General features: G+C 72.8%; 18 protein-coding genes. 3 read left to right on the top strand and 15 right to left on the bottom strand.

From position 1 onward, the window contains the following. The first annotated feature begins 143 nt into the window (after positions 1-143). Complete coding sequence (locus tag ELR47_RS10135; protein WP_130649792.1) at positions 144-848, top strand: VWA domain-containing protein; 705 nt, start codon at positions 144-146, stop codon at positions 846-848. Beyond that, a complete protein-coding gene (locus tag ELR47_RS10130) occupies positions 775-1,770 on the top strand; it encodes a vWA domain-containing protein (protein WP_130649791.1) in 996 nt (331 codons plus the stop codon). Before ELR47_RS10135 ends, ELR47_RS10130 begins: the two co-directional genes overlap by 74 nt. 211 nt (positions 1,771-1,981) lie before the next feature. On the opposite strand, the gene ELR47_RS10125 is transcribed toward ELR47_RS10130, so the two are convergent. From ELR47_RS10125 to ELR47_RS10065, 14 genes are all read right to left on the bottom strand, one after another. Beyond that, positions 1,982-2,191 (bottom strand): helix-turn-helix transcriptional regulator, encoded by a 210-nt coding sequence (locus ELR47_RS10125; RefSeq protein ID WP_130651318.1) that lies wholly within the window; start codon positions 2,189-2,191, stop codon positions 1,982-1,984. 65 nt (positions 2,192-2,256) lie between these two features. Then, positions 2,257-3,120: an ABC transporter permease gene (locus ELR47_RS10120; RefSeq protein WP_130649790.1), complete on the bottom strand. Its 864-nt coding sequence runs from the start codon at positions 3,118-3,120 to the stop codon at positions 2,257-2,259. Next, a complete protein-coding gene (locus ELR47_RS10115; protein WP_130649789.1) occupies positions 3,117-4,043 on the bottom strand; it encodes an ABC transporter ATP-binding protein in 927 nt (308 codons plus the stop codon). Before ELR47_RS10115 ends, ELR47_RS10120 begins: the two co-directional genes overlap by 4 nt. Before the next feature lie 141 nt (positions 4,044-4,184). Then, positions 4,185-4,556: an SET domain-containing protein-lysine N-methyltransferase gene (locus ELR47_RS10110; RefSeq protein ID WP_130649788.1), complete on the bottom strand. Its 372-nt coding sequence runs from the start codon at positions 4,554-4,556 to the stop codon at positions 4,185-4,187. Positions 4,557-4,672: 116 nt separating this feature from the next. Beyond that, on the bottom strand, positions 4,673-5,500 hold the full coding sequence (locus ELR47_RS10105; RefSeq protein WP_130649787.1) for a hypothetical protein: 828 nt from the start codon (positions 5,498-5,500) through the stop codon (positions 4,673-4,675). 143 nt (positions 5,501-5,643) lie between these two features. Then, a complete protein-coding gene (locus ELR47_RS10100) occupies positions 5,644-6,621 on the bottom strand; it encodes a S16 family serine protease (RefSeq protein ID WP_130649786.1) in 978 nt (325 codons plus the stop codon). Positions 6,622-6,859: 238 nt separating this feature from the next. Beyond that, entirely contained in the window at positions 6,860-6,991 is a 132-nt protein-coding gene (locus ELR47_RS19120; RefSeq protein ID WP_268234446.1) for a hypothetical protein, read from the bottom strand. Positions 6,992-7,020: 29 nt separating this feature from the next. After that, on the bottom strand, positions 7,021-7,296 hold the full coding sequence (locus tag ELR47_RS10095) for a GlsB/YeaQ/YmgE family stress response membrane protein (protein WP_205745184.1): 276 nt from the start codon (positions 7,294-7,296) through the stop codon (positions 7,021-7,023). A 171-nt stretch (positions 7,297-7,467) separates the two neighbouring features. Then, positions 7,468-8,280 (bottom strand): ABC transporter permease, encoded by an 813-nt coding sequence (locus ELR47_RS10090; RefSeq protein WP_130649785.1) that lies wholly within the window; start codon positions 8,278-8,280, stop codon positions 7,468-7,470. Further along, a complete protein-coding gene (locus ELR47_RS10085; RefSeq protein ID WP_130649784.1) occupies positions 8,277-9,263 on the bottom strand; it encodes an ATP-binding cassette domain-containing protein in 987 nt (328 codons plus the stop codon). The genes ELR47_RS10090 and ELR47_RS10085 overlap by 4 nt, the downstream gene beginning before the upstream one ends. A 99-nt stretch (positions 9,264-9,362) precedes the next feature. Then, complete coding sequence (locus ELR47_RS10080) at positions 9,363-9,965, bottom strand: helix-turn-helix domain-containing protein (RefSeq protein WP_205745183.1); 603 nt, start codon at positions 9,963-9,965, stop codon at positions 9,363-9,365. A gap of 62 nt (positions 9,966-10,027) precedes the next feature. Next, positions 10,028-10,702, bottom strand: a complete 675-nt coding sequence (locus tag ELR47_RS10075) for a ribonuclease H family protein (RefSeq protein ID WP_130649783.1) — start codon at positions 10,700-10,702, stop codon at positions 10,028-10,030. Positions 10,703-10,739: 37 nt separating this feature from the next. Beyond that, a complete protein-coding gene (locus ELR47_RS10070) occupies positions 10,740-11,003 on the bottom strand; it encodes a hypothetical protein (RefSeq protein WP_130649782.1) in 264 nt (87 codons plus the stop codon). 85 nt (positions 11,004-11,088) lie between these two features. Then, positions 11,089-12,306 (bottom strand): class I SAM-dependent methyltransferase, encoded by a 1,218-nt coding sequence (locus ELR47_RS10065; protein ID WP_165403989.1) that lies wholly within the window; start codon positions 12,304-12,306, stop codon positions 11,089-11,091. A 127-nt stretch (positions 12,307-12,433) separates the two neighbouring features. Here ELR47_RS10065 and ELR47_RS10060 point away from each other — a divergent pair, with 127 nt between their 5' ends. Next, positions 12,434-13,330 carry a PAC2 family protein gene (locus ELR47_RS10060; RefSeq protein WP_165403988.1) on the top strand — a complete coding sequence of 299 codons (897 nt, stop codon included), beginning with the start codon at positions 12,434-12,436 and terminating at the stop codon, positions 13,328-13,330. 100 nt (positions 13,331-13,430) lie between these two features. Here the strand turns inward: ELR47_RS10060 and ELR47_RS10055 are convergent, their stop codons facing one another. Next, positions 13,431-14,981 (bottom strand): aldehyde dehydrogenase family protein, encoded by a 1,551-nt coding sequence (locus ELR47_RS10055; protein ID WP_130649779.1) that lies wholly within the window; start codon positions 14,979-14,981, stop codon positions 13,431-13,433. Positions 14,982-15,045: the final 64 nt, after the last annotated feature.

Raw genomic sequence — 15,045 nt, 5'->3', positions numbered from 1 at the left:
CCACGCGCATCGACGGACGGCGTCCGGCCACAGGCCGGACGCCGTCCGTCGCGCCGGATCCTTTCGGGCCGCGAACGGCCACCGGCGGGAACCCCTGGGCGTCGGATGGCGTCCGACTGCGTACGCCGACAAGGACCACGAGCATGCGTTGGACGACCCGCCCGGTTCTCGCCGCCCTCGCCCTGATCGGTCTGCTGACGAGTGCCTGCGGCGGTGACGACGCCGCCGGGACCGCGACGGACACGGCCTTCCCCGCGAGCGCGGGAGCGCTCGACAGCGCCGGATCGGCGACCCTGGAGATCGAACCGGCGCCCGAGGCCGGGGCGGACACGCCGACGTCGGCGGCCGAGGACGCGGACACCGACACCGAGGGGACCGACCGTGCCGGCGGGATCGCCGGGATCGCCAGCGTGGTGTTCGACGACCACGGCGTCTCCGGTTGGCGGCCCACCGCGGAGCAGGCGGCCTCGACCTTCCGCACCGACGCGACCGTCGGCGCGTTCCGGCTCGCGCAGTCCTGGCTCGACGCCGGCGTGCTCCCGCCGGTCGAGGGCATCCGCGCCGAGGAGTGGATCAACGCGCTCGACCACGCCTATCCGGCGCCGGCGGGCGACGAGGTCTGGGCGGTGCACGCCGACGCCGGCACCCCGTGGTGGCAGACCGGGCCCGAGGCGCCGGGCGACACCCGCCTGCTGCGGATCGGACTGCGGGCGACCGACGGCGTGGGGGAGCGGCCACCGGCGTCGCTGACGTTCGATCGACGTGTCGGGCTCGATGGCGGACGACGACCGGCTGGGCACGGTCGTGCGGGTCCTCGACGAGTTCCTCGACCGCCTCGACGCCCGTGACCAGGTGGCGGTCGTGACCTTCACCGACGACGCGACGCTGGCGCTCGGGCACACCAGCGACCTCGGCCGGGTCCGCGACGTGCTGGCCGGGCTGCGTCCGCAGGGATCGACCAACACCGGCGCGGGGGTCGTCCTCGGCCACGAGACCGCCGCCGCCGGTCATCGGCCGGGCGACCACTCGTCGGTCGTGGTCCTCGCCGACGGGATGGCGAACGAGGGCGTCACCGACCCGCACCGCATCCTCGAGGAACTCGACCGCATCGACGGACCGGCCCGGGTCGTGACCCACACGGTCGGCATCGGCCGCGAGGTCTACAACGACGCGCTGCTGTCCACCCTCGCCAACGTCTCCGGTGGCACCTACGCCTACGTCGAGCGCAGCGCGCAGGCCGACCGGCTGTTCGACCGCGACCTGCCGCTGCTGTGGCCGGTCGCCCACGACGTCAAGACCCAGGTCAGCTTCGACCCGGGAGCCGTCCGGTCCTGGCGGCTGATCGGCTACGAGTCGCGCGCGCTGGCGGCCGAGGACTTCCGCGACGACGCGGTGAGCGGGGCCTACCTCGGCGCCGGCCACGCCGTGACCGCGCTGTACGAGCTCGACCTCGCCGTCGAGGGCGGCGGCGCCGACGGCGACCTCGGCACGGTCGCGCTGCGCTGGGCCGACCCGGACACCGGCGAGGTCACCGAACGCGAGGTGGCGCTGCCGGCGTCGCTGGCCACCGAGGACGCGACCTCGCCGACGTTCGACGACGCCGCGGCGATGGCGGCGCTCGTCGAGGCGTTGCGCGGCTCGCCGCACGCGCTGGTCAACCTCGAACAGGTCGCCCAGCGCACCGACGGCGGGCTCGCCGATCTCGTCGAAGCCGCCCGCAGCGCCTTTCAGGGCGCTACGCCGCAGCGCCGCGCGTACGTCGAGCCGTGATCAGGTGCTCGACCACCCGTCGGGCGAAGTCGCCGGCGCCGGCGCCGACGGCCATCCACAACGGCACCGAGACCGGGACGGAATCCGACAGCGTGGGAAACGACATCGGTGTGGCGGGGGGAAGTGGACGACGCGTACCTCTCGACGCAGGTTTACGTAATGTAGCTTATGGGGGAAAGAGAGAAAACGTGGGGAAGCGGTCGTCGCGCCGTCAGGCGACGCTGTCCTGCTCCCCGATGCGCTTGAAGGGGCGCAGCGAGAACACCACCTCCACCGGCACCTCGAAGAACTCGGCGATGCGCATCGCGAGCTCGAGCGACGGGTTGTACTCGCCGCGTTCGAGGTAGCCGACCGTCTGGTAGTGCACGCCGAGCGCGTCGGCGAGCTCGCGCCGCGAGATGCCCCGTTCGGTGCGCAACATCGCGATGCGGTTGTGGATCGTCGTCTCGGCCACGTCGCCTCCCACGGGTCCGACGGAGTCTCGTCTCAAGCGGTGCGTTGCAGTGCGGCCTGGCGCCGGGCCTCGACGCGTGAGCCGGACTCGCGGCGAGCCGTGCGGCGCAGCACCCAGGGAGCGCAGACCAGTCCGACGATCGCCCAGGCACCGAGCACCAGCAGTGCCGTCGTCGGCCGCCAGACGCCGCCGAGCTCGACCGTCCGCAGCGTGTCCGGCAGCAATGCGTGCCGCATGCCGTGCCCGAGCCAGTGGAACGGCAACACCTGGGCCACCTGCTGGACCCAGGTCGGGAAGGTCTGCAGCGGCTGGATCAGTCCCGAGAACCACGTCAGGACCCCGATCCCGACCAGCCCGAAGCTGAAGATGCCCTTGGGCGTCCGCAGCAGCGCACCGACGAGGACCCCGAGGGGCAGGATCGCGATCGATCCCAGGGCGAGCACGAGCAGGAACCGCAGCCAACCACTCACCGCCACGTCGGCGAGCCCGTCGATGAACAGCAGCGCCGGCCCGAGCACCAGCGCGAGGCCGAACAGCGTCTCGCACAGCACGGCGACGATCTTGCCGACCACGTAGCTGACCAACCCGTGCGGAACGGTGCGGGAGCGCAGCAACGTGCCGTCCTCGCGCTCGGTGGCGAGCACGTACATCGGTCCGAGCACGGAGAAGCTGATCACCATCGCATAGATGCCCGGCGCCACGAAGCGTGCCACCGGGAAGGTCTCGCTGCCGATGTCCAGCGCCTCGCCGGAGACGGAGAACCACAGCAGGAACCCGAGCGGGATCAGGCCGTAGAACACCGTGCTCGAGAGTTCGCTGCGATCGGTGAGCAGGTAGCGGAACTCCAGCAGGCCTCGACGGACGCCGCTGCGGACGGCGTGGATCACGGGGTTCATCGGCTGCCTCCTCCCAGTGGCACGACGCCGGCGGCCTCGACCGCGGCGCGCTCGGCCTGTTCGACCAGGTGCAGGTAGGCGTCCTCCAGCGACGGTCGCCGCACCTGCAGGTCCTCGAGCCGGCCGTGCTGCCGTTCCAGTTCGGCGACGAAGCGGGCCGCGTCGTCGGTGACGTGCACGTGCCGGATCCCGTCGACACACCAGCGCACCTCCGTGCTGGCGTCGATCCGGCGGGTGAGCTCGTCCGCGGAGCCCTCGGCGACCACGACCCCCCGGGCCAGGATCACGATGCGGTCGGCGATCTGTTCGGCCTCGTGCAGGTCGTGGGTCGTCAGCACGATGGTGGTGTCGTCGAGGTCGACCAGCCGGTGCAGCAGCTCGTGCAGGTCCCGCCGCGCCTGGGGGTCGAAGCCGGTGGTGGGCTCGTCGAGGAACAGCAGCTCGGGATGGCCGAGGAGTCCGATCGCGACGTCGAGTCGCCGCCGCTGGCCGCCGGACAGCTGCTTGACCCGCTGTCGGGCCTGGCCGGCGAGCCCGACGATCGCGAGCAGTTCGTCCACGTGGCGGGGGCGTCGGCGCTCGGCGGTGGCGTAGGGCGCGTAGTGGCGACCGAGGAACCGCAACAGCTCGTCGACCCGCCAGCGTCCGTGATCGCGCCAGGACTGGAACACCGTCCCCACGCGTGCCCGCCAGGCCTCGTCCGCCCGATCCGGATCGACACCGAGGACGCGCACCTGTCCCCCCGACCGGCGACGGAACCCTTCGAGCACCTCGACGGTGGTGGTCTTGCCCGCGCCGTTGGGGCCGAGCAGCACGACGACCTCGCCGCGTCCCACCGCCAGATCGACCCCGTCGAGCACGTCGCGGTCCCCGTAACGCATCCGCAGGTCCTGGACCTCGATGACCGCTCCCCCGGCCGGCATGCGTGGACCTCCCTGCGCTCGACGAATCCTTGGAATACAACAAGGTGTAGCAGACCTTATACACAACGGCAAGGATCGACGGACGCCGTCACGGCGCGACGGGCGGCGCCGACGCCGGCCCGTCCTGCGCCGTCCTCCCGGTCAGGCGTCCTCGACCACGTCGAACCAGAGGTCGCCCCCGCCCTCGGCGCGGTAGGAGACCGTGATCTCCTCGTCCGGGGCGATCGCGCGCACCGACCACAGCTCGGCCGACTCGGTGTCGGGCACCAGCCACAGGTAGGCGTTGGGGTCGCTGGCGTGGTTGCACATCGACGACACCCCGAGCACCAGCCCGGCGGAGCCGTCGTCGTCCCACTCGTAGACGTAGTCGTCGACCCGCGTCTCGCGCAGCGCGGCGCGCTGCTCCCCCGGGACGACCAGCACCGGCGCCTGCATGAGCATCGTCTCGGCCGGGATGTGTTCGGTGGCGAATAGTCCCCGCCCCGCCACGGCTGATTCGCGGACCTCGTACACGCTGTCGACCTCCGACCACCGCGACCACTGCGCCGGCCCATCGACGTCCTCGGTGGGCCGGCGCACGGTACTCGACGCGGGAGGTCGTCTCCCCTGACGCTTGCGGCGACCGGAGCTCAGCGCATCGCCTGGTAGGCCTCCAGCGTGTGCAGCACGGTCCCGGCGAACATCCGGTCCTCGCCCAGGGCGCTCTCGAGGTGTGCCACGGCCCGGTCGACCTCGGCGCGTGGGCGTCCGTGGTAGCTGATGTACGCCGGGTCCTGGGCCGTCAACTCGAGGGCGACCCACAGCCGGGTGCCGGTCGCCGCGGCGACCCGCCGCTCCTCCCCCACGAGCTGCACCTGCGCCTGCGGCGTGTCGCGGTAGGCCATGACGAGCAGGCCGTCGGCGACGGCGGCGACCTGGTCGAGCAGCGTGCCCCGTCCCGTCGAGGCGGGGATCTCGTCGAACCAGAACGGGATCGCGACCGTCAGCTGGTCGCTGCCTGCGCGCTTCTTCGCCTCCGCCAGGGTGCCGACGAACCGATCGACGAGCTTGCGCTGCGAGCTGGCGCTGCGCGACCACTCCGGCAGCAGGTAGGGCTCGATGTCGAGCACGACGTGATCGACGCCGTCAGCGGCCGCCACCTCCGACACCCACGCCAGCGCGGCGGCGCGTCCCCGGTCGGCCCAGTTCGGGTCGCCGCCCAGCGCCGCGACCCGGACTCCGGCGCGCTGGCCGGCTGCTGCGGTCGCGCGCAACCCACCCGAGCGGACCGTCCCCGGCCGCACGTGGACCCACAGCTCGTCCCGGCCGGCGGCGACCGAGGCCGTCACCAGAGCCGGATCCGGGTCGTTCCACGAGAAGCTGCCGCGGGCCGCGGTGCTCGCGGACGCACCCGTGCCCACCGAGCCCACCATGCCGATCAACAGGGTGACCACCAACAACAGACGACGACGTCCCATGTCCCGACCTCCGAGTGACGACCGTGACGTGGTCGCCCCCGGAGCTTCGGCACCGGCCGCACGGGACCGGAGCGTCGAACGCGGCGGTGGGGTCTGCCCGCGCACCGGCTCAAGCTGGCCGCGCCGGTGACCGACAAGCGCGCTCAGTTCACCGGCAGACCGGGCGTGGCGGCACCCGAGGCGTCGAGGAGCCGGATGGCGTCGTCGATCGTCTCGACCGGTAGCAGCCGCATGCGGCCCGAGGCGAAGTCGGCCAACTCGTGCGCCTGCGCCGCCGGGAACAGCAGCACGTCCGCGCCACGGTTGCGTGCCGCGGTCGCCTTGGCCTCCAGTCCGCCGATCCGGGTGACCGTCCCGTCACCACGGATACCCCCGGTGCCGGCCACGTGCCGGCCGTGCGCGAGATCGTGCCCTGAGGCGTCGGCGTAGCTCATCAGCGCGATCATCAGGCCGTGTGAGCGGCCGAGCGCGAGGTCACGGAACCACCCCACCGGCGCGAGGCTCGCGAGCTGGCCGCCGATCGCGGCGTCGAGATCGCCGGGAGCCAGGTCGACCACGTGGATCTGCTCGAACGGCAGCAACGGCCCTGGCGCGGCGTAGGTCCGTCCGTCGGCTCCGGAGAAGACCACCGGCCGCTGCGCCTTGCCCACCGCCTCCTGCCACGCCGCACGGTCGACGAGGTCGACCCCGTTCATCCGGGTGACGACGAGCTGGTCGGGCAGGTAGCCCTGCGTCGGTCCCACGGCTTCGACCAGCAGGCCGAAGGCGATGTCGCGACCGGCACGCGACAGGCCGACGGCCACCGCGGCGGGCTCGTTCACCCGTGGGCGTTGCGCGTCGGCGGCGGCGCGCATGTCGCGGGTGTGGCCGGTGTCGACGAGGCGGTCGGCCAGCACCTCGACCGCCATCGGCGGCCGCCCGACCGTCAGCCACGACCAGCGTCCGGGCGGGTCGACGAGGCGTCCCTGCACCACCAGTCGGCCGTCGAGCCGCCAGGCGTTGCCCGGAGGGCTGTCGTCGACCAGGTGGACCCACGGCACGGGCGCGAGCAGCACCGCCGCGGCCAGGATCAGCAGCTTGGTGGCGCGCATGCGCCGGCGTGGTACCCGTTCGACCCGCATGCCGTCCCGGTCCTTCCCGCCGCAGCCGACCCGCCGCCGACCGCTCGGCACGCTAGCCAGCGGCCAGTGTCCGGACGGCCGATCTCAGCGGAAGCACAGGACAGGTGTTGCGGTGTCGCGCGGGCCGCACGGGGGGAACCACCTCCTACCCCGGTCGCAGGGTCCGGACGGCGCACGTCGACCGACACCGAGGAGGACCGCCCCCCGTGGGACGGTCCTCCTCGGGAACCTCGCCGTCTCAGCGGTCGTCGTGGTCCGGTGCCGGACCACCGCTGTCCTCGCCAGGCTGGGCGGTGTAGTCGTCGGGCTGCGTTTCGGGAGCCGGCTGGCCGTCGTGCTCCTCGTCCGTCGGCTGCGGGTGCTCGGACATCGCGTCTCCTTCGACGGGGTGGATCTGACTCAGGTGCGTCGGGCGCCGGTGCTGTCTCGCGAGCCGGTGCGGTCGACGATGAACAGCACGATGAGGACGCCGATGATCGACCCCAGGATGCCCGCGGCGCCGAGCTGCAGTCCGTCCCCGGTGATCAGCGAGCCGAGCACACCACCGACGACCGATCCCACCATGCCGAGGACGGCGGTGCCGACGAAGCCCATCTTCTGCTTGCCCGGCATGATCAGCCGACCGAGGTAGCCGGCGATGATGCCGATGAGGAGAAAGGCGATGATGCCCATCATGGCGTGCGCTCCTTACGTCTGGGTTCCTCCGCGTGGCGAACAGATTCCGTCGCGATCGGGCCGGCGACCAGCGTCGTCTCCTGTCCGTTGGCCGGTCCCGGCGAACCCGAGGGCCGGACGGTCACCAGCGACGGGCGACCACCACCCCGACCGGTGGACCACCGTGGCCTCCTAGGAAATGCGTCGGTAGCGACGTACGGAGGCCGGAACGGCGATGGCGAGGATCGCCGTCGCCCATGCCAGGGTCAGCAGCACCGGCCGCAGGGTCGGACCGCCGATGGACAGTGCCCGGGCCGCGTCCGCGGTCACCGTCACCGGACTGTTGGCCGCGAACCCACGCAACCAGTCCGGCATGGTCTCGACCGGGACGAAGATCGAACTGGCGAACACCAACGGGAACACGGTGACGAAGCCCGCCGTCTGGGCGGCCTCCGCGCCGGGCACGGCCAAGGCCACGTAGGTGAAGATCCAGCTCAGGACGAAGCCGAACAGCCCGACGACGGCCAGCGCCCCGAGTGCGGCCAACAGCCCCTGCGTGAACCGGAAGCCCAGCAGGTAGCCGACCGCGGTCATCAGCAGCAGCACGGCCAGGTTGCGGGTCAGGTCCGCGAAGGTGCGCCCGGCCAGCACGGCCTGCCGGGACATCGGCATCGACCGGAACCGGTCGATGACGCCCTGCTCGAGGTCCTCGGCGAGTCCGACCGCGGTCTGGGTGGAACGGAACGCCGCCGACTGCACGAAGATGCCCGGCAGCAGGAAGTCGAGGTAGCTGACGTCCCCGGGCAGCGCATCACCGGCGACACCACCGAAGACGGCCGAGAACAGCACCACGAACATGATCGGCTGGATGGTCGAGAACACCAGCAGCCGGGGCTTGCGCTGGAAGTGCCGCAGGTTGCGCTTGGTCAGCGTCCAGGCGTCACGGGCGGCCAACAGCACGCGGTGACGCTCGACGGGGACGGCGTCGTGCTCCGCGGCGCTCATCGGGCCGGCTCCGTGTCGTCCGCGCCGACCGGAGGCCCGGTCCGGTCGGGCGGGTCGTTCCCGGTCAGCTCCAGGAAGACGTCGTCGAGCGTGGGGCGGCGCAGTCCGAGGTCGCGCACGTCGACGCCCTGTTCGCGGAGCCGGCGCGCCACCCTGGCGACCACCTCGAGCGCGTCGTCGTCGCCCACGTGCACTACCAGCCGGCGGGTCCCGGACGTCGGCTCCGCGTCGGGGAGGGCCCGCAGCGCGGCGTCGACGTGCTCCTCGCTCGCGAGCAGCACGTCGACGACCTGCCCGCCGATGCGGTCCTTGAGCTGGTCACCGGTCCCTTGCGCGATGATCCGGCCGGCGTCGATCACGGCGATGCGGTCGGCGAGCACGTCGGCCTCCTCGAGGTACTGCGTCGTCAGCAGCAGGGTGGTACCGGCCGCCACCAGTTCCCGGGTCGCGTCCCAGATGGCGTTGCGGCTGCGGGGGTCGAGGCCGGTGGTCGGCTCGTCGAGGAACAGCAGACGCGGCCGCACGAGCAGGCTGGAGGCGAGGTCGAGGCGCCGGCGCATGCCGCCGGAGTAGGTGCGGGCGGGGCGGTCGGCGGCCGCGGCGAGCTCGAAGCGGTCGAGCAGTTCGTCCGCGCGGCGACGGGCGTCCCGTGCGGACAGATGGAACAGCTCGCCGAACATGCGCAGGTTCTCGCGTCCCGTGAGCAGGCCGTCGACGGCCGCGTACTGTCCGGTGAGGCCGATGATGCGCCGCACCTGCGCCGCCTGCGTGACGACGTCGTGTCCGAACACCTCGGCGCGACCGTCGTCGGGCGGGAGCAGGGTCGCCAGGACGCGCACGAGGGTGGTCTTGCCGGCGCCGTTGGGGCCGAGCAGACCCAGCACCTCCCCCTCGGCGAGTTCGAGGTCGACGCCGGCCAGCGCGTCGTGTCCCGCGAAGCGTTTGCGCATGGCTTCGACACGCACGGCAGGTGTGGCAGGCATGTCGACTCCTGGAACCGGGGGGGCGCGTCCAGCAACGCGCCGGAAGCGGAGAATGCGGTGGTGCGGGGCGGTGGTGGTGCGCAGGCAGGTGTGGCGACCTCAGGTGTATTCGACGAGGAGCACCGCCCGGGTCCCGGCCGAACGGGCTTCGTAGCGGTGGGCGACGTCCCCGGGGAAGGTGGCCAGGTCGCCGACCTCGAGGTCGACCAGCGCGTCGACCGGGCCGACCCGTAGCCGGCCCGAGGTCACCAGGACGTGTTCCACGGTGCCGGCCGTGTGTGGATCGGCGTTGCCGTCCGGGTCGCCGGGACCGGCCGGGTCCAGCTCCAGGACCGACAACTCCACCCGCGCGAGCTGACTGGTGCTCAGCAGGACCCGTGCCTCGAGGTTGGACCGCTCGCTGCGCAGCCGGGGGGCATCGGCGGCGCGCAGCACCCGGACGGCCGGCAGCTGCGGCTCGAGCAGGGCGCCGAAGGGGACGCCCAGGGCCCGGGCGAGCGCCCACAGGGTCTCGATGCCCGGATTGGCGTCCCCGGCCTCGATGGCGTGCAGGGTCGACTTGCCGATCCCGGCCGCACCGGAGACGTCCGCGAGGCTGCGACCGGAACGGGTCCGTAGTTCGCGGACGGTGGCCGCGACGCGTGCGCGCAACTGTTCGGCGCCGTGGTCGGCGTCCGGGTCGTGTGGCCGATCCTCGTGCACGTGCGTCCTTCCGTCGGTCGGTCGGCGGACGGTGGCGGGCTGGACGTGTGCCGCTCTTCGACTCAGAGCTGCTCGCGGGCGTACGCGGTCGCGAGACTGTCGGCGTACTCGTTCCACCGGTTGCCCGCGTGCGCCTTGATCCAGCGCAGTTCGAGTTCGGGCCGGGCGCGGACCGCTTCGTACAGCGGCTGCACGAGGTCCAGGTTCTCGACCGGCCCGGTCTTGCGCCGCCAGCCACGCGCCGCCCACCCGGCGGCCCACTCGTTGACCGTGCGCACGGCGAGGTTCGAGTCCGAGTACACCACGGCCGGGGTGCCGGCCGGTACCAGCTCGACGCCGTGCAGCAGGGCCGTGAGTTCCATGCGGTTGTTGGTCGTGTGCGCCTCGGCACCACGGTCGGTCGCGATCACCTCGCCGTCGACGACGTAGACGGCGCCCCAACCACCGGGTCCGGGGTTCGGGCTGGCAGCGCCGTCGGTGAACACGCCCGTGTCCGGCCCACCGTCGTAGCGGGCCAGCACCTCGGCCAGGGTCAGCGCCTGCTCACCCGCGCGCGACGACGCCGATCCCCCACCACGGGCCGCCGGGCCACCGGCGCCCTTGCCGGTACGCCGACGCGCACCGCGGTAGCACCGCGGGCACTGACTGGGTGTCCAGCCCGGGAAGCGCTCCAGCAGGTCGGGCGACGGCGTGAAGCCTTCGCCACAGGCGGTGCAGGTCAGGGAGGAATCGGCCATGACCTGACAGCTTAGTGGCGTCCGGAACCCGGCCGGTCTACAGCCGCTGCTCCGGGACCGTGAGCCGCGAGCCGAACACGTCCTTGGTGTAACGGCTGGGAAGTCCCCGGTCGAGCAGGAACTCCGACGGCTCGGCTTCGAGGTCGAAGCCCACCGCCATCTCGCACTGTTCGCAGCGGTACTTGCCGAGGCCGGTCATGCCCCCGATCAGGTGCTGCTCACCATCGCAGCGCGTGCAGGAGCGGCGGGGCGGCACGTCCGCGAGTGCGGTGCCGCCAGCGGGAAACGTCGTCTCGTCCATGGCTCCAGCCTACCTGCCCTGCCCGGCCCTCCGACGCAGCTGGCGCGGACCAAGGACCGGGACGCCATCGGGGTCACCGGGTCCGTCAACCTACTGTCCGGGCTGCGGACCCGGCGGCAGCCCGCGTCACCAGTACGCGTCCCCCGTCGTCCGTGCGCACCAGTTCGATACGCCAGCCCGCCGGACCGCGCGGTGGCCGCCCCAGCGCGCGCCACCACGCGCCGACGTCCAGGGGCAGGCCGTGTGCGACGAGTTCGACCACGTCGGGGTCCGCCTCCCGTAGCCACCGGCGCACCACCTTGGGGCGGACAGGCAGGACGGCATGGACGGGACGGACGCGGTACCAGGGGCTGGCGGGGGGCAGCTCGTCGGAGGTCAGCAGTGCCCGCCCGTCGGCGAGCCGGTGTGCCCCGATCTCCGCACCGATCTGATCGTGCAGCCGGGCACGCACCGCGGCCGGGGCGACCTCGACGAGGAACGCGCCGGGTGGGCCGACCGGTCGCCGGCTGCGGGCTCCCCCTGTCCGCACGCGGGTGTGGCCCTCCGGCAGCAGCGTGGCCCGTGCGCGCACCCCGGGCGAGCGCAGTTCGTGGCCCCACGCCACCGCCTCGCGCAGGTCGTCGCCGACCTGCACGAACTCGAGTTCGGCCGCGGTCGGCAGGTCCGGGTCGTCGAGCGCGACCGCCGGGGACAGCACGACCGCGATCCCGCGGTCTCGCCCGTGGGCGGCCCAGACGGCGCCGACGGGTGGCAGATGCTCGGCGAGCCGACGCACCCGCCGGCCCTCGCGCCGACGCCCCGGATCGACGTGGACGAGCGCACCCGCGGGTACGTCCACGTCGAGGACGTCGGCACGCCGCAGTTCCACCTCGACCCCGGTCACCGCCGCGTTGTGGGCCAGCAGCACCAGTCGGCCGGCGTCGCGGTCGACGGCCGTGACCGCTGCACCGTGGCGGGCCGCGGCCAGCGTGTCCCCGCCGCAGCCCGCGCACAGGTCCCAGACGACGCGACCAGCCAGCCGTCGCGTCCGCCAGTCGCTGACCTGCGGGTCGCTGGCCTGCTCGAGCGCCTCGCGGGTGAACAACAACCGCTCGGCGTCGGGCCAGCGCCCACGTGCCCGCCGCCGGGCCCCGGCGGCGCCGAGCACCGCGGCGGTCCGTGCGGCGTCGAGCCCGCTGCCCCGCAGCCGCTCGAGCACGCGCAGTTCGTCCTCGCCCGCGTCGAGGGCGGCCGTGACCGCGTCGACCGCCTCCCGACCGTCGGCGACCAACCAGCGTGCGGTGGTCTCGTCGAGTTCGCTCACAGCGGTGATGTCCTTGGTCCTGCCGGCGGCGTCGGATGCCTCCCCGGCAGGGTCGCACAGCCGTGGTTGCGGCAGAGGGACGCAAGGTGACGGTCAGCCGGTGGAGGCTGCCGGCTACGGTGACGGCATGGAACTCCTACGACTCGACGCAGACGGGCTCGACCTGGGCCCGGACCCGGTCCTGGTGCTGTCCCTGGACGGCTGGACCGACGCCGGTGAGGGCGGCACCGCCGCGGCGGACGCCCTGCGGGAGGTGGCCGAACCGCAACGCATCGGCACCTTCGACAGCGATGCGTTGTACGACTACCGCGACCGCCGCCCGCAGCTGGCGATCGACCGCGGTCAACTCGCCAGCCCCGTGTGGCCGGAGTTGACCGTGGAGGCGCTGCGTCCCACCAGTGGGCCGGCCCTGCTGCTGGTGACCGGGCAGGAACCGGACCTCGGCTGGCAGCGACTCGGACGCGACCTGCTCGCGCTGGCCCGCCGCTTCGGTGCCACGCGCTACGTCGGCCTGGGCGCCGTGCCCGGACCGATCCCGCACACCCGTCCGGTGCAGCTGCTGGTGACCTCGAACGACACGGGTCTGCTCGACCGGATGGGACGTGCCCACGAGCAGCTGGTCGTGCCCGCCTCGTGCCAGTCCGCCATGGAGGCGTTGCTCGCCGATGCGGGGATCACCACGGTGGGTCTGTGGGCCCGCATCCCGCACTACATCGCCGGGGACTATCCGGAGGGGGCGCGCGCCCTGCTGGAACGGTTCACCGGCTATCTCGGCACCCCGGTGGATCTGTCCGCCTTCGACGAGGCGGCCGAGGACAACCGGGCGAAGCTGGACCTGGCGGCCGCGTCCTCGGACGAGGTCACCGAGCACGTCCGTCAGCTCGAGCGGCTCTACGACGCCGAGCTCGAGGCGGAGCGCCTCGCCGACGTCGACGCCGGCAGGCACCAGCTCGACGAGGTGCAGGTGCCCTCGGCGGACGAACTCGCGGCCGAGATCGAACGCTTCCTGCGCGGTCGCGCCTGAGTTGACCGTCCGCCCCGCGCCTGCCGGCGGGGCGGGATCGACGGTGTGGCAACGAGCGAGCGCAGCGAGCGGGACCGCGTGGCGGGCGGGCGGGACCGGATCAGAGCGTGAAGTCGAGGTCGGCCTCGATCTCGACGACGTCCATCTGGGCCTTCTGCAGCTTGCCGCTGAAGTCCCAGTTCATCGACTGCCAACGCGTGACCTGGTCGAGCATCCAGATCCCGGACTGGCGGGCGCCGTTGCCGGACTTGCCGTTGCCGCCGAAGGGCAGGTGTGCCTCGGCTCCCGAGGTCGAGTTGTTGACGCTGACCATGCCGGCCGACACCTGTTCGCGGAAGCGGAACGCCGCCGACGGGTCGGTGGTGTAGATCGCCGACGAGAGCCCGTAGCCGTGCCCGTTGGCGAGCGCGATGGCCTGGTCGAAGTCGTCGAAGGTGGCGACCGGGACGATCGGTCCGAAGGTCTCGTGCTGGTAGAGGGCGTCGTCGGCGGTCACGCCGTCGACGATCACCGGGTGTTCGAAGATGCCGCGCTCGGGGTCGCCGACGAAGCCGTCGCGGGGGTTGTCGGCGGTGATGCGCCCGAGGCCCGACGAACCGGCGGTGCGGTGGTGCGGCTGGATCTGGTCGAGCCAGCGCTCGAACCCGTCGGCGAACTTCTGCGAGATCATCGGCCCGTAGAGCACCGGCTGGAACGGGTCGCCGACCGCGACGCCCTCGACGGCGGCGGTGAACCGGCGCAGGAACTCGTCGTGGACGGAGGCGTGCACGATCGCGACGCCGAGCGAGGTGCACCGCTGCCCGGCGGTGCCGAACCCGGAGAACAGCGCCCCTTCGACGGCGAGGTCGAGGTTCGCGTCGGGCAGAACGACCAGCGGGTTCTTGCCGCCGAGCTCGAGCGTGGGGGTGACGAGGTGGCGGCCGCACATGGCGGCGATCTCGCGGCCGACCGGGGACGAGCCGGTGAAGCCGACCTTGTGCAGGTGGCCCGCCTCGAGCGCGAGCTCGAGGCCCTTGGCGGTCTGCTCGCCGTCGGCGACCACGAGCTGGACCACCCCGGCGGGGATGCCGGCCGCCTCGATGCAGCGCACGAAGGCGTCGGCGATGGCCGGGGCGTACTCGGCCGGCTTCCACACCACGGTGTTGCCGGCGAGCAGGGCGGGCACCAGGTACCAGGACGGCACCGCGATCGGGAAGTTGCCGGCCGTGATGACGGCCATCGTGCCGACCGGCTCGCGGAAGGTGAACAGCTGCTTGTCGGGCATTTCGCTCGGGACGGTCTGTCCGTACAGCCGCCGCCCTTCCGAGGCGAAGAACACGCAGGTGTCGATCACCTCCTGCACCTCGCCGAGCGCCTCGGCGTACGGCTTGCCGATCTCGCGGGTCACCAGGCGCGCGAGCGCCTCCTTGTTGTTGGCCACGATGCGGCCGAGGTCCCCGATGGCGACCCCGCGGATCGGTGCCGGCGTGGCGGCCCATCCGGTCTGGGCGGCCGCGGCCGCCTCGGCGGCACGCAGGAACGTGTCGGCGTCGGCGAGGCGCACGCGACCGACGACGTCGTCGAGGTCGGCGGGGTTGCGCAGGTCGACGGTCGCTCCGCCGTCGACGGCGCGGCCGTCGATGCGGGAGGCGAGGTCCTCGGGGGTGGCCATGTCGGGCACGTCCTTGTCTCGGCGGTGTTCGTCGGGCAGGCGTCGGGAGTCGGCGGCCGTGCTC

It is taken from the genome of Egicoccus halophilus (assembly GCF_004300825.1).
GTDB lineage: Bacteria > Actinomycetota > Nitriliruptoria > Nitriliruptorales > Nitriliruptoraceae > Egicoccus > Egicoccus halophilus.
Note: the sequence above shows the minus strand (reverse complement) of the source record. Positions and strands in the feature narration are given on the sequence as shown.